The sequence below is a fragment of the Mesorhizobium sp. 131-3-5 genome, assembly GCF_016756575.1.
Taxonomy (GTDB): Bacteria; Pseudomonadota; Alphaproteobacteria; order Rhizobiales; family Rhizobiaceae; genus Mesorhizobium; species Mesorhizobium jarvisii.
In genome coordinates this window covers 3,938,079-3,959,064 of record NZ_AP023254.1, presented here as the reverse complement: position 1 = coordinate 3,959,064, position 20,986 = coordinate 3,938,079, and the positions used below count along the sequence as shown (strand labels likewise).

The 20,986-nt window shown below is 62.8% G+C and carries 14 protein-coding genes and 1 pseudogene; 8 read left to right on the top strand and 7 right to left on the bottom strand.

Annotated elements, in window-relative coordinates:
- Window positions 1-114 precede the first annotated feature (114 nt).
- The 6 genes and pseudogenes from JG747_RS19305 to JG747_RS19270 all read left to right on the top strand — a co-directional run bounded on the left by JG747_RS19305 (window position 115) and on the right by JG747_RS19270 (window position 10,370).
- Window positions 115-1,866: an adenylate/guanylate cyclase domain-containing protein gene (locus JG747_RS19305; protein WP_202359824.1), complete on the top strand. Its 1,752-nt coding sequence runs from the start codon at window positions 115-117 to the stop codon at window positions 1,864-1,866.
- Between the two features lie 521 nt (window positions 1,867-2,387).
- Entirely contained in the window at window positions 2,388-7,034 is a 4,647-nt protein-coding gene (locus JG747_RS37020) for a GAF domain-containing protein (protein WP_244748137.1), read from the top strand.
- Window positions 7,031-7,420 (top strand): response regulator, encoded by a 390-nt coding sequence (locus JG747_RS19285; protein ID WP_096454701.1) that lies wholly within the window; start codon window positions 7,031-7,033, stop codon window positions 7,418-7,420. Before JG747_RS37020 ends, JG747_RS19285 begins: the two co-directional genes overlap by 4 nt.
- The gene (locus JG747_RS19280) at window positions 7,417-8,670 is read left to right on the top strand and encodes an adenylate/guanylate cyclase domain-containing protein (RefSeq protein ID WP_096454703.1); all 1,254 of its coding nucleotides are present in this window, start codon (window positions 7,417-7,419) and stop codon (window positions 8,668-8,670) included. Before JG747_RS19285 ends, JG747_RS19280 begins: the two co-directional genes overlap by 4 nt.
- Window positions 8,671-9,066: 396 nt before the next feature.
- Window positions 9,067-9,231, top strand: a pseudogene (locus JG747_RS19275) (JAB domain-containing protein); the annotation flags it as partial.
- Window positions 9,232-9,593: 362 nt separating this feature from the next.
- Window positions 9,594-10,370, top strand: coding sequence for a hypothetical protein (locus JG747_RS19270; RefSeq protein ID WP_019858517.1), 777 nt, complete (start codon window positions 9,594-9,596; stop codon window positions 10,368-10,370).
- Window positions 10,371-10,570: 200 nt separating this feature from the next.
- Here the strand turns inward: JG747_RS19270 and JG747_RS19265 are convergent, their stop codons facing one another.
- The 7 genes from JG747_RS19265 to JG747_RS19235 form a co-directional block, all read right to left on the bottom strand.
- Complete coding sequence (locus JG747_RS19265) at window positions 10,571-11,449, bottom strand: SMP-30/gluconolactonase/LRE family protein (protein WP_019858518.1); 879 nt, start codon at window positions 11,447-11,449, stop codon at window positions 10,571-10,573.
- A gap of 39 nt (window positions 11,450-11,488) precedes the next feature.
- Window positions 11,489-12,451 (bottom strand): 3-keto-5-aminohexanoate cleavage protein, encoded by a 963-nt coding sequence (locus JG747_RS19260; protein WP_019858519.1) that lies wholly within the window; start codon window positions 12,449-12,451, stop codon window positions 11,489-11,491.
- On the bottom strand, window positions 12,448-13,395 hold the full coding sequence (locus tag JG747_RS19255; RefSeq protein ID WP_019858520.1) for a 3-hydroxyacyl-CoA dehydrogenase: 948 nt from the start codon (window positions 13,393-13,395) through the stop codon (window positions 12,448-12,450). Before JG747_RS19255 ends, JG747_RS19260 begins: the two co-directional genes overlap by 4 nt.
- Before the next feature lie 10 nt (window positions 13,396-13,405).
- The gene (locus JG747_RS19250; protein ID WP_019858521.1) at window positions 13,406-14,212 is read right to left on the bottom strand and encodes an SDR family oxidoreductase; all 807 of its coding nucleotides are present in this window, start codon (window positions 14,210-14,212) and stop codon (window positions 13,406-13,408) included.
- A 13-nt stretch (window positions 14,213-14,225) separates the two neighbouring features.
- Window positions 14,226-16,307 (bottom strand): ABC transporter permease subunit, encoded by a 2,082-nt coding sequence (locus tag JG747_RS19245; protein ID WP_202359823.1) that lies wholly within the window; start codon window positions 16,305-16,307, stop codon window positions 14,226-14,228.
- Window positions 16,304-17,836: a sugar ABC transporter ATP-binding protein gene (locus JG747_RS19240; RefSeq protein WP_038647208.1), complete on the bottom strand. Its 1,533-nt coding sequence runs from the start codon at window positions 17,834-17,836 to the stop codon at window positions 16,304-16,306. Before JG747_RS19240 ends, JG747_RS19245 begins: the two co-directional genes overlap by 4 nt.
- 101 nt (window positions 17,837-17,937) lie before the next feature.
- A complete protein-coding gene (locus tag JG747_RS19235) occupies window positions 17,938-19,065 on the bottom strand; it encodes a sugar ABC transporter substrate-binding protein (protein ID WP_038647209.1) in 1,128 nt (375 codons plus the stop codon).
- A gap of 218 nt (window positions 19,066-19,283) precedes the next feature.
- Here JG747_RS19235 and JG747_RS19230 point away from each other — a divergent pair, with 218 nt between their 5' ends.
- Together JG747_RS19230 and JG747_RS19225 are read left to right on the top strand one after the other, a co-directional pair.
- On the top strand, window positions 19,284-19,964 hold the full coding sequence (locus JG747_RS19230) for a GntR family transcriptional regulator (protein WP_019858525.1): 681 nt from the start codon (window positions 19,284-19,286) through the stop codon (window positions 19,962-19,964).
- Window positions 19,965-20,098: 134 nt separating this feature from the next.
- Entirely contained in the window at window positions 20,099-20,983 is an 885-nt protein-coding gene (locus JG747_RS19225; protein ID WP_032921106.1) for a cytochrome c oxidase subunit II, read from the top strand.
- The last annotated feature ends 3 nt before the right edge of the window (window positions 20,984-20,986 follow it).

The following is a 20,986-nucleotide window of genomic DNA, read 5'->3' as shown; positions in this document are numbered from 1 at the left end:
ACGGCCGCATTGCGCTCCACGAGGACGCCGGCACTGGACGCTCGCATTAGAGGTAGGACTGGAATACGCTCACCTCCCGCAGCTTCGACCTACGCAACAGGCGGGACACCAGCTATGGAGCGACGACTCACCGCAATCCTTGCTGCCGACGTCGTCGGCTACAGCCGCCTGATGGGAGCCGACGAGGTTGGCACGCTTGCGCATCTGAAGAGGCTTCGCGCCGAAGTGATCGAGCCCAAGGTCACAGAGTTGCACGGACGCATAGTCGGTTCCGCTGGCGACAGCCTTCTTGTCGAATTCGCCAGCGCGGTCTACGCGGTGCAGTGTGCGGTCGAAGCCCAGGAGGGATTGGCCGCTCACAATGCAAGTTTGCCCGAAGACAGGCGCATGACTTTCCGCATGGGCGTGAATTTGGGCGACGTGATTGCACAGGACGATACGATTTACGGTGATGGCGTGAACATCGCCGCGCGGCTCGAGAAGCTTGCAGAACCTGGCGGTGTGTGCGTGGCGAGCAACGTCTACGAGCAGGTCAAGGGCAAACTAGACTATGCTTACGCCAACCTCGGTAGCCATCAGGTCCACAACATCGTGGAGCCGGTGTGCGCCTATCTGGTCAGTCGAGCGAAAACCGATTCGGTATTCTCCGCAAGGGATACGCTGACGCTTCCCGAAAAACCGTCCATCGCGGTCTTGCCGTTTGACAACATGAGTGGCGACCCCGAGCAGGGCTACTTCGCTGACGGCATAGTCGAGGAGATCATCACCGCGCTGTCCCGGACGCGCTGGCTGTTCGTCATCGCGCGCAACTCCAGCTTTACCTACAAGGGCCGGGCAGTGGACATCAAGCAGGTCGGACGCGAGCTTGGTGTGCGCTACGTCCTTGAAGGGAGCGTGCGCAAGGCGGCAACAAGGGTTCGCATCACCGGGCAGCTTATCGACGCGACAACGGGAGCACATCTATGGGCCGACCGTTTCGACGGCGGATTGGAGGACGTGTTTGACCTGCAGGAGGAAGTAACCCGGAGCGTCGTCGGAGCCATCGCTCCGAAGCTGGAACAGGCAGAGATTGAGCGGGCCAAGCGCAAGCCGACCGAGCACCTTGATGCCTACGATTACTATCTGCGCGGGATAGCAAGCCTCCACCAATTGACAAGGGAATCCACGGCAAACGCCCTTCAGTTGTTTTACAAGGCCATCGAACTCGACCCGGAATTTGCCTCCGCATACGGCATGGCCGCCTGGTGTGCCGTCATGCGCAAGGCGAACGGTTGGATGACGGATCTCAAGCAAGAAACCGCCGAGACGAAACGCCTGGCTCTGAAGGCCGTGGATTTGGGCAGGGACGACGCGATCGCTCTTTCCCGCGCCGGGAACGCGCTCGCCTTCGTCGTAGGCGACAATAATAGCGGGGCAGCTTTCATTGATCGCGCGCTTGCGCTCAATCCGAACCTGGCTAGCGCGTGGCTGTTCAGCGGCTGGGTCAGAGCAGACCTCGGCGATACGGAAACCTCACTTCGCCACCTGGCGACGGCGATGCGCATGAGCCCAGTCGATCCGCTCATGTTCGACATGCAGAATGCGGTTGCAGTGTCTCATCTCTTCGCTGGTCGATTTGAGGAGGCATCAACTTGGGCTGAAAGGTCGTTGCGGGAAAAGCCGGACTATTTAGGGTCGTTGCGCTATGCTGCTGCAAGCTATGCTCACGCCGGGCGAACGGAGGATGCGCAAAAGGTGGTGAGCCGAATGCTCGCACTCGACCCCGGCCAACGAGTTTCCAATCTCGCCGATGTGATGCCAACCAGCCGTCCGGCCGATATGGCTCTGCTTGCAGAAGGTTTGCGAAAGGCGGGACTGCCGGAATAGCGCTGCCAGCCTGGCGCAGCGATCGCGAGTTGCAACGCACCGAGATCAAAGACCGCACCGTGGGGATGCCTGTGGCAAGGCACCTGTTCGATCTAAATCAAAGTTGGCGATCCCTAGGCCTAGGCGATAGCTGCTCGGCTGGAAAATGGCTCGTCGTCAGTTTTTGGCGCAACCACGACCTCCGGCTCTAATCGACGGAAGGCCGCTTTAGGGAGCTGCGAGGCCGGGCTCTACGGCCGGAATGCGGCGCTTCCAGACGGACATTTTTGGGCCGGAAGCTGACCGACTGGTTTTAGGTCAAGGTGCGAAGAAGCGGGCACTCGGCCTACGATACCATCTCCGACATATTCCCTGTCTGCAATAGTTTCGAAATCCGACGCTCAGGTGCATCACCAAGCGGCTGCGCTGCGTCACAAACGGACGTTGCAGGTCACCAAACTTGACGCTAGGCTGGCCAAAGCCGACACTGAGCAGAGAAAGACAGGAGCACCTCAGTGGGAGGGCCTGACTCCGACTCTGAGATGACTATCAGCTCGCTCCGAACCGAGTTGACAGCGGCGCGCGAAGAAAATCAGGTACGCACCGCGGAGGTCGCCAGTCTCCTTGAACAGCAGACTGCGACGAGTGCGATCCTCAGGGTGATCGCCGCATCGCCCACCGACATCCAGACGGTCCTGAAAGCGGTCGCCGAAAACGCCTCACAACTCTGCGACGCCTATGACGCGGCGATCTTTCTGCGGCATGGCGAATCGCTGGCCATTGGCGCACACCACGGGCCGATCCCGATCGACTTCGCCACTTTCCCGATCACGCGGGACTGGGTCACCGGCCGCGCCGTGATCGATCGCAGGCCGGTCCACGTGCATGATCTACTCGCCCTGGAGGGCGAGTTCCCTGCAGGCCGATCGATGGCGCTGCGGCTTGGTCACCGGACAATTCTCGCCACCCCTTTGCTGCGTGAGGACGAGGCCATTGGAGCGCTAGTCATTCGCCGAACGGAGCTCAGACCGTTCAGCGAAAAACAGGTCGAGTTACTCAAGACCTTCGCCGACCAGGCCGTAATCGCCATCGAAAATGTCCGCCTGTTCGACGAGGTGCAAGCGCGCACGCGCGATCTCGCCGAGGCGCTGGAGCAGCAGACCGCGACCGCCGATGTGCTCAAGGCAATTAGCAGGTCGGCCTTCGATCTTCAACCGGTACTGCAGACGCTGGTCGACTCGGCAATACGCCTGGCCGGGGCGGACATGGGCGCAATCACGTTGCGCGTTGGCGATACGTTGCGCTTCATGGCAGGCGGCGGGCAAGGTGCCGAACTGCAAGCATACGAACGAGCCAACCCACATGTCGTGGGACGAGGGACGTTCCAGGGCCGCGCCGCACTGGAGGGATTGACGATTCACGTGGCGGACGCGCTTGAAGACCCGGAATACGAAAGGCCGGAAGCGGCAGTCATGGGCAGTTTCCGCGGAGTACTTTCTGTTCCGCTGAAGCGGGGTCAGGAGACCATAGGCGTATTCGGCTTGGGGCGGCGGACGATCGGGCTATTTTCACCGCGTCAAGTCGAGCTGGTCGAGAGCTTCGCCGACCAGGCCGTGATCGCAATCGAGAATGCCCGGCTGATCGAGGAAGTCGAGGGGCACAATCGTGAACTGGCCGAGTCGCTGGATCAGCAGACGGCGACGGCCGAAGTGTTGAAGACGATCAGCAGTTCGGTGTTCGATCTCGATTCCGTGCTGCATACGCTGGTGAAGTCCGCGTCCGACCTCTGTCATTCCGGGATGGGCTACATCTATCTTCGCCAGGGCGAGGTGTTGCAGCCGACGGTACAGATCGGATGGAGCCAAGAATTCCAGGACCACATGAATAACCTCCCGGTCACGCCGGGCCGGGGCAGCATTGCCGCCCGTGTTGCCCAGAGCGGGTCTGTGGAGCAGATCGCCGACGTTCTCGACGATCCGGAGTATACCAACATTGAAGGCCAGCGGCTCGGCGGCTTCCGCACCCTGCTGGGCGTTCCGCTGATGCGTGACGGCGCCGTGACCGGCGTCTTCGTCCTCGCCCGTTCGTCGGTCTCTCCGTTCAGTACGCGCGAAATCGAACTGGTGCAGACATTTTCGGATCAGGCGGTCATCGCGATCGAGAACGTGCGGCTGTTCGAAGAGGTGGAGTCCCGCAACCGCGAACTAGCCGAGTCGCTGGAACAGCAGATGGCCACCGGCGCGATTTTGCAAGTGATCGCCGGCTCTCCTACGGACATTCAACCTGTGCTGGACGCCGTCGCTGAAGGAGCCGCTCGGCTCTGCGACGCCTATGACGCAACGATCTATCTGCTGCGCTCCGATAGGCTGGCTGTGGGAGCGCATCACGGACCGATTCCCATTGACGGCACCGGCTTGCCGGTCGCGCGCGACATCGTTACCGGCCGCGCCGTATTGGATCGGGTGCCAGTCCACGTTCCCGACTTGACCATCGCTGGAGAGGAGTTTGCAAGCGCCCGAATGATGGCTCAACTTCTTGGTTTTCGCGCGATTCTCGCCACGCCGCTGTTGCAGGAAGGAAAAGCAATTGGAGCGCTTATGATCCGGCGCATCGAGGCGCGGGCCTTTAGCGACAGCCAAATTGGCCTTCTCAAAACTTTCGCCAACCAGGCCGTCATCGCAATCGGCAATGTGCGGCTCTTCGAAGAGGTGCAGGCTCGCACCGCCGAGCTTGGCGAAGCATTACAGCAGCAGATTGCGACCGCGGATGTGCTCAAGGTCATAAGCCGCTCCGCATTCGACCTGGAGAGCGTCCTGCAGACACTTATCGATTCTGCTGTGAGGCTCTGCGGTGCGAAAACGTCTGGCATCTTTATGCGGGACGGCGATGTCTTCCGGCTTGCGGCAGGCTACGACCAAACCCCGGAATATCGCGCGTATGAAGAGGCGAATCCGAGCCCGATCAGCCGACAATCCTGGGTCGGCCGAACAGCACTCGACAAGGCAGTCGTCCATATTCCAGATGTTACCAAGGACACCGAACATGGCCTTCCCGAAGCTCCGCGACTCGGAGGATATTCGGCTGTGCTCTGTGTACCGCTCATGCGCGAAGGATCGGTAATTGGCGTCTTCGCAATGACGCGGCCCGAACCCGGGCCCTTCACCGATAGCCAGATCGAACTTGTCCAGACCTTTGCCGATCAGGCGGTGATCGCCATCGAGAATGTGCGCCTGTTTGAAGAGGTACAGGCACGCACGGCGGAACTGAGCGAGTCACTGCAGCAGCAAACGGCGACTGCGGATGTGCTGAAGGCGATCAGCCGTTCGACGTTCGACCTCCGGGCAGTGCTCGACGCTCTGGCCGCATCGGTGACCCGGCTGTGCGAAGCGGACAACGCCTCGATCGTGCGTGAGACGGACGGCAAATTCGTCGAGGCTGCGAGTTACGGCTATCCGGCCGAGCTCGAGGAATATTTCAGCGGCTTTGTGCACGTCCCCGGGCGCGGCACCGGGGTCGGCCGAGTCCTGCTCGAAGGCAAGGCCGTCCAGATTCCAGACGTGCTGGCTGACGCCGACTACACGCTGTGGGAAGGACAGCGGCTCGGCGGATACCGCACGGTGCTGGCCGTGCCGCTGCTGCGCGAGGGGGTTCCAATCGGCGTTTTCTCACTCACCCGCTCGACGGTGCGGCCCTTCACCGAGAGGCAGATCGAACTCGTCGAAACCTTTGCCGACCAGGCAGTGATCGCCATCGAAAATGTTCGTCTGTTCGACGAGGTGCAGGCCCGCACGGCGGAATTGAGCGAATCGCTGCAGCTGCAGACGGCAACGGCGGATGTTCTGAAGGCGATCAGCCGTTCCACATTCGACCTGCAGCCGGTTCTCGACACGCTGGCAGAATCAGCGGCCAAGCTGTGCGACGCGGACACGAGCGTCATCTTCAAGCGTGATGGCGATCTCTACCGGTGGTCGGCCGAGTACGGCAATTTGCCTGAAGCCGCGGCTTTCGCCAAAGCCAATCCCTTCGCCGCCGGTCGAGACAGCGTCACCGGAAGGGTGGCTCTCGAAGCCCGCGCCGTCCACGTTTCGGACGTGCTCGCCGACCCGGACTACGGGGCAACGCAGCTTCAGAAGCTCGGCGGTTACCGGACTATTTTATGCGTTCCGATCTTGCGCGAAGGCGCGCCAGTCGGCGTGTTCGCACTGACGCGGTCACAGGTGCGGGACTTCACGCCGAGGCAGATCGAGCTCGTCGAGACGTTTGCTGACCAGTCCGGCATAGCGATCGAAAACGTTCGGCTGTTCGACGAGGTGCAGGAGCGTACCCGCGAATTGTCACGCTCGCTCGAAGATCTGAGGACCGCGCAGGACCGCCTCGTGCAAACGGAGAAGCTCGCCTCACTCGGCCAGTTGACCGCCGGTATCGCCCACGAGATCAAGAACCCGCTCAACTTCGTCAACAACTTCTCAGCGCTCTCCGGCGAACTCATCGATGATTTGAACAGTGTGCTGGCCGGAGCGCCTTTGGAGGCATCCGTGCGCGAAGAGGTCGGCGAGCTGATAGCCATTCTCAAGAGCAATCTCGACAAGGTGGTCCAGCACGGCAAGCGGGCCGATTCCATTGTCAGGAACATGCTGCTGCATTCGCGCGCGGGTTCAGGAGAGCATCGTCCGATTGACATCAATGCCATCGTGGAGGAGAGCCTGAACCTTGCCTATCACGGGGCGCGCGCCGAAAAGCCGGGTTTCAACGTCACGCTGACGCGGAATTTCGACCCGCAGGCGGGGGATGTCGATCTCTACCCGCAGGAGATCACGCGGGTGCTCCTCAACCTCATCTCCAACGGCTTTTATGCAACAGCCAAGCGCAGCGCCGCGGCGAATGGCGCGGGCTATGAGCCGACGCTCTCCGCCACCACCATGAGTCTCGGCGACCGTGTCGAAATCAGGATCCGCGACAACGGCACCGGCATTCCGCCGGAGGTGAAGGAGAAGATGTTCAATCCATTCTTCACGACCAAGCCAGCCGGCGAGGGTACCGGGCTCGGCCTGTCGCTCAGCCACGACATCGTCGTCAAACAGCATGCTGGCACGATCGACGTCATCAGCCAGCCAGGCGAGTTCACCGAGTTCCGGATTGTGCTGCCGCGCGCTGCGGCCTCGCTCGCAAAATCGGGAGGTGAAGAATGAGCCTCCTCATTCTGGTCGTCGACGACGAGCCCGACGTCGAGCCGCTGTTTCGCCAGCAGTTCCGCCGCGACATCCGAGCCAGCCGCTTCACCATGGAGTTTGCGCAATCGGCGGTGGATGCGTTGGAGCAGATAGACCACGCCGAAGGGGTGACACTGATCCTGGTGCTGTCCGACATCAACATGCCCGGCATGAGCGGGCTCGAGCTCCTGCCGAAGATCAAGGTGCAGCGGCCGGACGTCCCGGTCATCATGATCACCGCTTATGGCGACGCCGAAACCAAGCGCAAGGTGTTGGAGAACGGCGCCGAAGCGCTGCTGACCAAGCCGATCGACTTTGCGGCGCTCAGGCAACAGATCGAAACACGGCTGGGAATGGTGGCGTGACGGCGCGCATTCTTGTGGTTGACGACGAGCCCGACCTTGAGGTCTTGATCGTCCAGAAGTTCCGGCGTCAGATCCGCGACGGCGCGGTCATTTTCCTGTTCGCCAGCGATGGTGTGGACGCCCTGTCCGTCATCGACGGCAACAGCGACATCGACATGGTGCTGTGCGACATCAACATGCCCCGCATGGACGGCCTGTCGCTGTTGGAGAAGCTGCAGCAGGCCGAGGGGCAGCAGCTTTCGACGGTCATCGTCTCCGCTTACGGTGACATGGCCAACATCCGCACTGCGATGAACCGCGGCGCCTTCGACTTCATCACTAAGCCGATCGACTTTGCCGACCTGGAGACCACGATCGCCAAGACCTTGAAGCATCGCGAGGTGCTGCACGAGGCGCATAGGCGGCAAGCGGTCGCGGAGCGCGCGCATGCATCGCTGTCGCGCTACTTCTCGCCCAATCTAGCCGAGCGGCTGGCCGGCGACGCGGACGGGTCGGCGCTGGCCGGGCAGTGGCGCGAGGTCGCCTCGCTGTTCACCGACATTACCAGCTTCACCACGCTGGTGGAAACGATCGACCCTGCCACGCTTGGCGCGCTCCTCAACGACTATTTGGCTGGCATGACCGACGTCGTGTTCGCCCATGAAGGCACCGTCGCCAAGATCGTCGGCGATGCGCTGCATGTGCTGTTCGGCGCTCCTGGCGAGCAGCAGGACCATGCGGCCCGCGCGGTTGCCTGCGCGTTCGAACTCGACGCGCTGTCGCAATCGTTCCGCGATAGCTGGCGCGACAAGGGCGTCGCGGTCGGTACCACCCGCATCGGCGTCCATGCAGGTCCGGCGCTGGTCGGAAATTTCGGCGGAGGCCGCTTCTTCGACTACACGGCCTATGGCGACACCATCAATATAGCGGCGCGGCTGGAAAGCGCCAACAAGCAGCTGGGCACGCGTATCTGCGTCAGCGCGAGCGCCGCTGCAAGGGTCGATGGCTTCCGCGGACGGCCGGTCGGCGATCTGATGCTGCGCGGCAGGGCCGAGGCGCTGCGCGCGTTCGAGCCTTTGTCGTCAAAGCAGTATGATGATCCTTCGACGGCCAGCTATCTTGAAGCCTTTGGCAGATTGGAGGTCGGCGAGGCAAACGCGCTTACGGCTTTCGCCGCGCATATCGGCAAATGTCCGGACGACCAGCTCGCCAGCTTCCATCTCAAGCGGCTGCTCAACGGCGCCAAGGGAACGCGGATCAGCCTCGACTGATCTTTGCGCCAGTCGCGACCGCGACCGTCAAGCCTCGTCGGCGGCAATGTCTGCTTTCACGAGGTGGCTAAGGTGCCCTACGGCTGACAACAGGCGCAAAGCTGTCATCATCGCTTGAGTCCTCCAATGCAGCGCCAGGTTAGAACGAGAAGTCCAGGGTGATCTGGGCGGCATTCGCCTTACGTCGAGATAAGTCGTTCCGACATCGCTGGCTTGAATCGGTAAGCGTTCGGAATCTGTGGTCGATCGGTACGTCACGGTGCTGAGCAAATGCGATCGTGCCCAAGCGTGAAAGCTCACAAATGGTCACTTGCACATGCCCCAATTGACGGCACCACGTTTCCTCAATAAAATCACAAGTAGTTGAAAAATATTGCGAATATGGTCTCAGCAGGTTTGATGCACAACCACCCGTCGGGCGATCCGACCCCATCGCGCGCCGATATCGAGATGACGAAAGAGATCGTCGAAGCGGGCAAACGGCTGGGCATCGGCGTGCACGACCACATCATCATCGGGCGTAAAGGATACGCCAGCATGAAGGGCCTGCTGCTGATTTAGGGCGGCGACCAATATGGCGACCACGTCGCCTTCGCAGAGAGCAAGCCATGGCGTCCCCGCGTGACGCATTCGGCCAGGCCTTCGTCATCGACTTCCTGTATTCCAACGCGTTTCCGACTGACCGCTCGGCGACATTGGCTAACAGCCAGGACCATGGTCCTAGCTGGTATGGGACTTCAGTAGCACAGCGACCTCGCGGCATCTATTTGCATGAAATATCAACAAGTTAATCCACAGGCCATTGCCGGACTCGAGCAGGGCGACCGCATTTGTCTAAAGTTTACTCCGTACGATTAGTGGATTCTCATATTACGCTGATCTAGCGCGGTTGGGCGGAGGTGGCGATTCCCCGAGGAGACACCATGACAAACCGAAAAACTCTGTTCGCGGCGCTTGCCGCATTGGCGCTTCTGGCGTCGCCGGCGCTGGCCGGGGCCGGCGGCAACGGGCACGGTGGCGGCAATGGTGGCGGCCATGGCAATGGCGGCGGCAATGCTGGCGGCAATGGCAATGGCAAAGGCAACAGCGGTGCCTCGCGTGGCAAGTCTGCGTCGGCCCCAGGACGTGTTGGCAAGGTAGACGCTGACGCAACGACCGACACCACAGTCGACACGACCACCCAGGTCGCATCCGTGCCGAAGGAGAAAAACATCCATGCCAAACTCGGCCGGCTGAATTCGCTGCAGCGCAACATCAACGCCTATATGAATTCCAAGAGCAAGAAGTTCGCTGCCATCCAGGCCTTCGTAACACAGTCCGCGAAAGCCAAGGTTGCCCAGGCCGCGGCTGAAGCGGCAGCCGCCACGGCCGCCGCCGCGCAGGCCCAACTGGATAAGCTGAATGCGCAGCTGACCGCGCTGCAGACTGATCCGAACGCCACGGCTGCGCAGATCCAGGCTGTGAAAGATCAGATCACCGCCCAGAAGGCCGTTGTCGACGCCGACAACGCAGCGGCCGACGATGCAGAGGCGGCGGCGGCTACGGCGACTGTCGGCACCGACCAGGCATCGCTCGATGCAGCGCTGACGGACATGGCCAACAAGCCCGTCGATGACGAGGTCACGGCCTGGGCCCAAGGCGTCCTTGCTGACAAGATCGACCAGATGGCCACCAAGATCGAAGCGCAGACGACGCCTTAGGCATCGACCAGAACGGCAATAGCAAGGCCGCGGAGCTCCGCCCGGCGGCCTTGCTATTTCTTGAGCATAGAGAAAAAACTCGCACGCTCGGTCCTGTCAGACACGAAATGCAGATTGTCGCGCGTAGCGACATTGGCCTGCCGACCGGCCTTGGCAACATGCCGACCGTCAATTTCGGCCCTGGGGAACGACCCAGCCCGTCAGCCGCCAAATCGCGGCTCTGGAACGCCCGTCACGCCCAAGCCGGTGATGGCGAACAGGCTGCCGCGCAGGACACCGTCGCCGGGAAAGCGCGGCAGCGGCGGCTTGGCCATCGAGGTGACATAGAGCGTATCGAGCTTCGGCCCGCCGAACATCACGCTGGTGATCTTCTTCACCGGCATGTCGATGATGCGATCGACGGTGCCGTCCGGCGCGTAGCGCACCAGACGGCCGTCATAGACCAGGGCATTCCAAAGATACCCCTGCGCATCGACGGTCGAGCCGTCGGCCGCGCCACCCTTGCTTGTGTCGACGCGCACGAAGGTACGGCGGTTGGTGGCAGCGCCGGTAGCAATGTCGTAGTCGTAGGCCCAGATTTCGCCTGTCCAGGTATCGGCGAAGTAGAAGGTGCGGTCGTCCGGGCTCCAGCATGGGCCGTTGGAGCAGATGATGCCGGAATCGATCCTGGTGACGGAGAAATCCGGATCCAGCCGGTACAGCCCGCCTGAAGGCCCCTCCTCCATCGTATCCATCGAGCCGGCGAAGAAGCGGCCGCGCCGGTCGACTTTGCCGTCATTAAGGCGGTTCATCGGCCTGTCCGGCTCCGGATCATGGATCAGCGTCACCTCGCCGGTGGCGAAATCGAGCAGGTGGAAGCCGCGCTGCAGCGAGACGACCGCGCCGCCACCGTCCTTGCGCAGCGCCATGGAGCCTATCTTCATCGGCACGTCCCAGGAGCGGATCTCGCGCCCATCGGCGGTAGCGCGGAACACGCGGCCGTCGAAACTGTCGATCCAGTAAAGGCGCTCCTGTTCGACGTCCCACAGCGGGCCCTCGCCCAACGTCGTCTTCACATCCACCACGACTTCGATCTTCATGCCATCCTCCTGTGTATCGGTGTGCAGCGCTTGGCCGCGTCAGAAGGCGACCTTGTCGCCGCCCTTCAGGGACAGGATCTCGCGTGCCTCGTCAGGCGTCGCCACCTCCATGCCAAGCCCTTCGATGATCTTGCGCGCCAGCAAGACCTGTTCGGCGTTCGACTTGGCGAGCTTGCCCTTGCCGGCCCACAGGCTGTCCTCCAGCCCGACGCGGATGTTGCCGCCGAGTGCTGCCGACTGCGCGGCGATGCGCAGCTGGCTGGCGCCGGCGCCCAGCACCGACCAGCGGAACTGGTCGCCGAACAGCCGGTCGGCGGTTCGCTTCATATGGGCGACATCTTCCGGATGGGTGCCGATCCCGCCGAGCAGGCCAAAAACCGACTGCACGAAGAATGGCGGCTTCACCAGCCCGCGGTCGGCGAAGTGGGCGAGGTTGTAGAGATGGGCGATGTCGTAGCACTCGAACTCGAAGCGCGTGCCATTGTCGTAGCAAGTCGCCAGAATGTATTCGATGTCCTTGAACGAGTTGCGGAAAACGAGGTCGCGCGTCGCCTCCAGATGCGGCTTTTCCCAGTCGAACTTGAAGGTCTCGTATTTGTCGGCGAGGTGATAGAGCCCGAAATTGATCGAGCCCATATTGAGCGAGGCCACTTCCGGCTTGAACTGGGCGGCCGGGCGTACGCGCTCCTCGACCTTCATGTAGGGGCTACCGCCTGTGGTGATGTTGATGGCGGCATTGGTCCCTTGCTTGACGCGCGGCAGGAAGCGGGCGAACGCCTCCGGCGTCTGGTCGGGCTTGCCGGTTTCCGGGTCTCGCGCATGCAGATGCAGGATCGCGGCACCGGCTTCCGCCGCGGCGATCGCCTCGGAGGCGATCTGATCCGGCGTGATCGGCAGATAGGGCGACATGGTCGGCGTGTGGATCGCGCCCGTCACCGCACAGGTGATGATGACCTTGCCTTTGGCCGCCGATGCGCCTGATTTGCGGCTGGTCTCTTTCATTGTCCGAACTCCTGATCCGATTTCTTCTTGTGTGCCGCCAGTGCCATCAACCGGCGATCCCGCCAGACCTGCCGGTCACCCAGATTTTCCCTCGGCAGGCGCTTGCTGCGCTCGGCCTCGACCGTTTTCATGACATCGCCCGCCCAGTCGACGCGGCGCAGCATCTGCGGGAAGATGTTGGAATAAATGCCCTGGTACCGATCGACATAGTCACGCACGCCGCCGGGCGCGTTGAGGTCGATGGTCTCGAACGGCCCCATGAAGGACCAGCGCAGCGCCAAGCCGTCACGGATACCGATATCGACATCCTCGACACTGGCGTAGCCGTCCGCGACAAGCCGGAAAGCCTCCTCCAGCAAGGCGCCTTGCAGGCGGTTCATGATGAAGCCCTCGAGCTCGCGCTTCATCACCAGCGGCGCGTGGCCGGCATCGATGAGGAAGGCGCGCGTCTTCTCCAGCGTCTCGGCGGAAGTCCACGGCGCCGGCACCACCTCTGCCGCCGGGATGAGATAGGGCGGGTTGATCGGATGCACGACCAGGCAGCGGTGCCGCCCTTGCAGATGGTCGGTGAATTTCGACGGCAACAGCGCCGAGGTGGAACTGGCGACGATCGTTTGCGGCCCGGCAAGCCGATCGATCAGTGAGAACACCTCCCGCTTCACATCGAGATTTTCAGGCGTGTTTTCCTGGACATGGGTTGCGCCGGCCAGCGCCTCCGCCAGTTCGGCAACGATGGCGATGCGGGCAAGCACGGTGTCGACCGCCTGCCCGCGCAAAAGGTCATTCGTGGCGAGATCGCCGAGCACACCCTCTATGTAGTCGCGTGCGCCGCCCGTCACGGCAGGCGACTGATCCCACATGCGCACATCATGGCCGGCGCGGGCGAAGCTGATCGCCCACGCGCGCCCGATGAACCCGCTTCCGACAATCGCGACATTGGCCATGGTTCGATCCTCAAAGTGTTTCGACGTTGCCGTCGACGCCAAGCGACTGGCCGGAAATATTGATGCCCGCGTCGGAGAGCAGGAACGCCACCATCGAGGCGACGTCATAGGGGCTGGTCATGCGGCGCAGCGAGATGTTCTGCAGATAGCGCCCGGTCATCTCCTCGTGGCTGATGCCGACCTGTTTGGCGCGTGCCGCGATGACGCCTTCGATGCGTGGCCCCTCGATGATGCCGGGCAGGATGGCATTGACCCTGATGCCGTGTGGCCCAAGCTCCTTGGCGAGGCTCTGGGTGAAACCGATGACGCCGAATTTGGCGGCCGAATAGGGCGTGCGGAACGCGTAGCCATGGCGGCCGGCCGCCGACGACATCGACACGATAGAGCCGCCGCCGGCTGCCTTGATCAGTGGCACGGCGCGCCGGGCGCAGAGGAACTGGCCGGTCAGGCAGATGTCGATGCAGCGCCGCCAGTCATCCGGTTCGATCTCGTCCACACCGCCGGTCGGCCCGGCAATGCCGGCATTGTTGATCAGCGCGTCTAGCCCGCCGAGCTTTTCCTTGACCGTCTCGAACAGCCGGTCGACGTCCTCGTCGCGCGAGACATCGGCCTTGACCGCCGCGACCAGGTCGATCTTGGCCGGAGCCGCAGCCAGCGCCACGTCGGAGATATCGCAGACGACGATGCGTGCGCCGAGCCGCGACAGCGTGTCGGCGATGGCGAAGCCGATGCCACCGGCGCCCGCCGTCACCAGCACGCGCTGCCCTTTCAGCCCGGCCAGAAATTCGTCCGCCGATGCGGGTGCCTTTGCGCTCATCGTCCTGTCCTTTTCATTGCAGCCGCCGTTCGCGCAGCGCCATGACGGCGCTGAGAACGACCAGCCCGTAGAGAATTGCCCTGGTGGCGTAGGGCAGCGTGGTGCCGGCCAGCAGCATCTGCAGCGCCGTCAGAAGCAGCACGCCGCCGAGCATGCCGAGATAGTGGCCGCGCCCGCCGGTGATCAGCGCGCCACCGACCACCACGACTGCGATCGACGGCAAGAGATAGTCGTCACCCATGCCGAGGCTTGCCTGGCCGGAAAAGCCGGTCAGCATGATGCCGACAACAGCGGCGCAAACGGCCGATAGCATGTAGACCAGGATCAGCGTGCGCTCGACGCCGATGCCGGACAGGCGCGCCGCGCGCAGCCCGTTGCCGATGCCGTAGACCCGACGCCCGAACGGCGTGCGTCCAAGCAGCAGCACCGCGCCGGCCACAAAGACTACCATCAGCAGCACGACAGGCGTCACGAAACCGAGCCTGGCCGTCATGAACCAGCGCAGCATCGGCGAGGAAAACCCTGCCGGCGTTCCCTGCGAATAGACAAGCGCGAAGCCCTGGAGGATGCCGTTGGTGGCCAGCGTCATGACGATCGGCGAGATGCCGAGATAGGCGATGCCGAAGCCATTGGCGAATCCGACGGCGCAGGCCATCACCAGCACGACCGGGAGGGCGTAGAGGAGTGCGGCGTCGGAGCCATTGACCATGCCGGCCAGGATGATGCCGGAAATGCCGATCGTCCACGGCACGGAAAGATCGAGGCCGCCAGTCAGGATGACCGTCCCCTGCCCCAGCGCGAGAACTGCAAGGAAGGACGACAGCACCAGCAGCGAGTTCCAATACCCCGGGTTGAGGATGGCGTGGCCGAGCCAGACCTGGGTGACGATGACGATGATGAGCAGGCAGACATAGGCGGGCAGCGCATAGCGCAGCGTCTCGGCGTTGCGCAGGCGGAAAGCCGGGCGCGGCGATGCTGGACCGCGCTTGCCTTGCGAAGGTCCAGTGAGCTTGAGCCGTCGGTCGATCGGCTCGAGTTGCGAGGGCAATATGCCGGCGCGCCAGGCGGCGAGCCGGGCGCGGGCCGCGCGCAGTTGCACGGCAAGCACCGATGCGTGGGACAGGGATCCGGCAAGGGCCGCCAGCACCAGAATGGTGCCTTCCGCAATGGTCGAATAGTAAGCCGATACGTTGAGCACCAGCAGGATGTTCACCACCATCATCAGGATATAGGCGCCGAAGACGGTGCCCACCGGACCGCCCTGCCCGCCGCCAAGGCGCGTGCCGCCGACGACGACAGCCGCGAACATCGACAGAAGCAGCGGATTGCCGACCAGCGGGTCGGCGCTGCCGGTCTGCGCGCTGATGAACACGCCGGCAAGACCGTAGCAGCCGCCGGCGATGACGTAGACGGCAAAGCGCACCAGCACGACATTGATGCCGACGGCGGCGGCCGAATCCGGATCGCTGCCGACGGCATAGAGTGCCGTGCCGAAACGGGTTCCCTTCAGCCAGAACCAGGCGAGCAGGACCACGCCGATCACCACCAGCGGCATTGGCAGCCAGCCGGTGATCGCGTCGCCCAGATAGAAGGTTCCGAGATCGGGCGACACGAAGCCGCCGGGCTTATCCATCACCAGCAGCGTCACGCCTTGCAGGATGAACATGGTGGACAGCGTCACCACGATGGGTTGCATGCGCAGCACCGCGATGAAAAAGCCGTTGAAGGCGCCCACCGCCATGCCGACGCCGATGCCGACCGCCGTCCACAACAGGATGCTGGCGCCTGGGGCCATCGGATCCATGCTCGATGCCAGCACGACATTGACCAGCGAGATCACCGCGCCGGCGGACAGGTCGAACCCACCCGACAAGATGACGATGGTCTGGCCGACCGCCGCCAGCGCCGAGGTCGCGCCGCCGCTCGACAGGAACGACACGTCGAAATAGGTCAGTGGCCCGGCACTGATCCAGTCGACGATGAAAAGCAGGATCGCAAGCACGGCCGCGGCGATCAGCGCGCCGCGATGGCGCATCAGCGCACGGCGCAGGCCGAAACCAGCCGAAACAGGAGATGGGACTGCTGCGCTGCTCATGCGGCGACGTCCCCGGCATGGCCGAGCGCAGGCCGCATGATGGCAGGCTCGGTGATGGCGTTACCTTCGAGCTCGGCCGCGATGCGCCCGTCATAGAGAACCAGGACCCGGTCGCATTGGTGGACCAGTTCGGGAATTTCCGTCGAGTGCAGCAGGATCGAGCCGCCGGCGGCGACGTAGTTTCGCATCATCACATAGAGCTCATGCTTGGTGCCGACATCGATGCCGCGCGTGGGATCGAACAGAAGCAGGATGCGGCTCTGCGCCACCAGCCATTTGGCGATGGCGATCTTCTGCTGGTTGCCGCCCGAAAACGCCCCGGCCCGCGTCCACAGGGCGCGGCGGTCGACTTCGACAGTGGCAAATGCCGCCTCGACGGAGCGGATCTCGGCCGCGGCATCGACAAGGCCGAAGCGCGTGAAGCGCGAGACGACGGGCAGCGTGGCGTTCTGGCTGCCCGACAGTTTCAGGAACAGGCCTTCGGATTTGCGGTCTTCCGGCACCAGGCCAATGGCCATGTTGGGCCGCAAGGCATCCGCCGGCGAGCCGAGCCAGACCTTGCGGCCATCGACAAGGACGTCGCCCCGGGTGATTTCAGCCATGCCGAAGCAGGCCAGGAACAAATCCTGCTGGCCCATGCCTTGCAGTCCGGCAATGCCGAGGATCTCGCCCCTGCGCAGGTCGAAGCTCGCGCCGTCGAGCTTGCGCCCGACCTTCAGGTCGCGCACGCCCAGCACCGGCGGGCCAAAAGCCTGGGCGCCGTCCGGCTTTGGCGGAAAGGTCTGCTCAATGGAGCGACCGACGATCTTTTCGATGACATCGGCGTCGGAAACATCGGCTACCGGCGCGGTGACGATGTGGCGGCCGTTCCTCAGGATCGTCAGCGTGTCGCAAAAGGCGCGCACCTCGCGCATGCGATGGGTGATGAAGACGATGGTGGTGCCCGTCGCCTTCAGCCTGGCGACGATGTCGCCCAGCCAGTCGACGTCGCGGCCGGCGAGCGTCGAGGTCGGCTCGTCGAGCAAAAGGATGCGCGGCTTGCGGTAGACGGCCCGCGCGATCTCGATCTTCTGGCGCACCGAAAGCTCGAGCTCGCCGACCTCGGCATCGAGATCGACGGAAAAACCGAGTTCGTCGATGTGGCGGCGGACGGCCTTGCGCGCGGCGCCGCGCCTGATCAGCCCGGAGATGCCAACGGGTGCGTAGGGCAAAAGCATGTTGTCGAGGACGGACAGATCGCGCACCAGGGTCATCTCCTGGAACGCCGTCTGCACGCCGAGCGTATGTGCCACGCGCGGCGCACCGTAGCCGATCTCCTTGCCGAAGACCCTGATATGACCGGCACTCGGTCGCACCAGTCCCGACAGCAGTTTGACCAGCGTCGACTTGCCGGCGCCATTCTCACCCAGCAGCGCGTGGACGCTGCCGGGCGCGATGCGGAACGACACGCCGTCCAGCGCGACGGTCGGGCCGAAGGCCTTGCCGATGCCGTCGATCTCGATGGCGGGGAGCGCGGAATGTTCTGTCATATCCTCGATCGCAGGCTGCGCACTTTTGGACGTCGCGCATTGGCGCGGATCGACGATGCGCGGAGAAGGTTCCGTGCATCGTCGCGATTGCCTTGGGAGGCTCAGTTCTCCGGCTGCCCGACAAGCGCGGCGTTGAGGCCGATCTCGGGCGTCTGGTCCGAAAAGATCGAAGCGAACCAGCCGGGATTGGAGACCAGCGACGGCTTGAAGACGTTGCAGCCGGCCTTCATCTCCGCCCAGGTGCCTTCGTCGCACAGCTTGATCGTCTCGTTGGTGACGACCGGCAGCGGCAGGATCGTGGTCTTCGGCACGTCCTTGCCTTCGATCGCCTCGACGGCGAGTTTCAGCGCCAGCGCGCCGGAATAAGGCGGTGAGGCATAGGAAATGCGTTGTGCACCAGCCGGTGCATAGGGCGGAGCTGCTCCTTCTACTTCGGTGCTCGCAGGCAGCATCTGGATGCGGCCGCCATTGGAGCCCTCACCGGCGCAAGGCAGGAGTTCGCTGGCCTTCTTGCCGGCCTCGAGTTGCATGGAGTTCGCGGTGAAGCAGCCAACCTGCATCCACAGCCCGTTGATGTCGTTCCAACTGCGCGTGGCGAGGATCTTGGAGAGCTCGGTGCGGGCAACCGCCTGGCTCCACATGCCGACAGCCTCGCCGACAATCTTGATATCGGGGTACTTGGCAAAGACCTCCTTGGCGGCCTTTGTCCGCTGATCGTCGACGGATGTTCCGGGAACACCCGTAATGGCGATGATGTTGCCCTTGCCATTGAGCTTCTTCACCAGCCATTCGGCGGTCACCCTGCCCGCTTCCAACTGGTCGATATGAACATTGTAGGCACAGGGCTCGGTGATCTCGGCGTCATAGGCGAAGACCTTCACCCCCTTGTCGCAGGCATTCTTCACGACCTGGTTGAGCGCGGTCGGCGAGATCGGATAGACGACGATCGCCTCGGCACCGCTCTGCACCATGGCGTTGATCTGCTGGATCTGGCGTTGTGCGTTGGGTCCGGCGACCTGGACCTGCAGGTCGACCTTGTCGGCAAGGCTCTTGTGAGCGGCCATGGCCTTGACCATGTTTGCCGCCTCGGCCTGCCAGTCATTGCCGATATAGCTCATGCTGAGAAAGATCTTGTGCTTTTCGGCGGCTTCAGCAGCCGACAGCCCGGAGGCGCATACGGCCATGCCGGCCAGCAGCGCGAGCCGCCGGACTTTCAATCCGATACCCATGTGAATTCCTCCCGATACGAACGACCGAATGCCTCCCGAGGGCACGAACCGTAGCCCTCGTCATTCGATGTCGGAGACCGTATCATGATTTGATCAAAGATCAATGATGAAATATCCTTACGTCAAGGCTACGGTCGCCAACGCTTGACGCGGCAGCCGGAACCCTGCATTCCGGGAACGGTTATGGCGCGGCCTTTGCGCCGAAAGGTTGATGGGAAATGGCCGGAGCGGCGTTCAGGAAGCCTGGTGTCGAGATCGTGCCCCTGTCCAGGGAGACCCTGCAGGACAGGGTCTATCGCCATGTCACCGAGTTGATCCTCGACGGCAGCATCGTGCCCGGCGAAATGGTGACGGTGCAGAGCCTCGCCGACGCTTTCGGAGTCAGCCCGATGCCGGTCAGGGAGGCGTTGCGGCGGCTGACCGCGGCCAATGCCTTGATGGTCGTTTCAGGCCGCTCGATCGGCATTCCCGCACTCAGCCGCGCGCGCCTCGTCGATCTCAGGAATGTCCGCTTCGAGATCGAGGCGATTGCCGCCGCCTGGGCTGCCGAGCGCATCGACGATCGGGGCATCGCGCAACTCGGCCAGCACTTGGCCGCCCTCGAACAGGCCAATGCGGCGGGAGACGTCAAATCCTATCTGCGCGCAAACTATGCCTTCCATTTCTCCATCTACCGGGCGGCCGGCTCGGAAAATATCCTCAACATCATCGAGAATCTGTGGCTGCAGATCAGCCCCTATTTCAACATGCTGCATGATTCCGGAAACTATTCGACCGCCAACGAACACCACCAGGCGATGTACGCGGCGCTGTGCAACCGCGACGCCGAGGCCGTCCGCCAGGCGATCCGCGCCGATATCGACGCCGCTTTCGACGTTCTGGTCGACCTGCTCAAATAGGTCGCGGCGGCAAAAGACGGGATTTTTCCCGTCAGGATAGTCGCCTCTGGAATTGACCCCAAATTAAGCTATGATGCGCTTGGTATTTCTTGGCGGCGGCTTCGCTCCCCCCTCGAATGCCGGAGGAACGGGACATGGCCGTAGCGCTTGTACTCGTTTTGATCGTCGTGGGCTCAGTGTTGTTTCACCTCCTGAGCCCATGGTGGTGGACGCCGATTGCCTCGAACTGGGCCTATATCGACAACACCATCATCATTACCTTCTGGATCACCGGCGTCGTCTTCGCCGCCGTCGTGCTTTTCATGGCCTATTGCGTGTTCCGCTTCCGTCATCGGGAGGGAAACCGCGCCGCCTACGAACCGGAGAACAAGCGGCTCGAATCGTGGCTGACGATCGTCACCGCGGTAGGGGTCACGGCGTTGCTGGTTCCCGGCCTGTTCGTCTGGAGCCGATTTGTCAACGTCCCGAGCGACGCGACCGAGGTTGAAGTCGTTGGCCAGCAATGGCAGTGGAGTTTCCGCCTGCCCGGCAGGGACGGCAAGCTTGGAACATCCGACACCCGCGACGTCACCGCCGACAATCCGCTGGGCGTGATCCCCAAGGATCCTAATGGCCAGGACGATGTCGTGGTCGAAGCGGCCGATCTGCATCTGCCGGTCGGCAAACCGGTCAAGATGCTGCTGCGCTCTATCGATGTGCTGCATGATTTCTATGTGCCGGAATTCCGCGCCAAGATGGACATGATCCCGGGCTCGGTGACCTATTTCTGGTTCACCCCGACCAGGACCGGCACCTTCCAGGTCCTGTGCGCCGAACTTTGCGGCCAGGGACATCCGATGATGCATGGCGTGGTCATGGTCGACACACAGCAAGACTACATGGCCTGGCTTGGCCAGCAGCAGACTTTTGCACAATTGTCGGCGCCCAAGCAGACGGGGTCGGCGGACGAGACGACGGGACAGACGGCGGCGCTGGGTCCCGAAATTGCAGCAAGGCTCGAAACGGTCGGGTCTCGCTGAAAA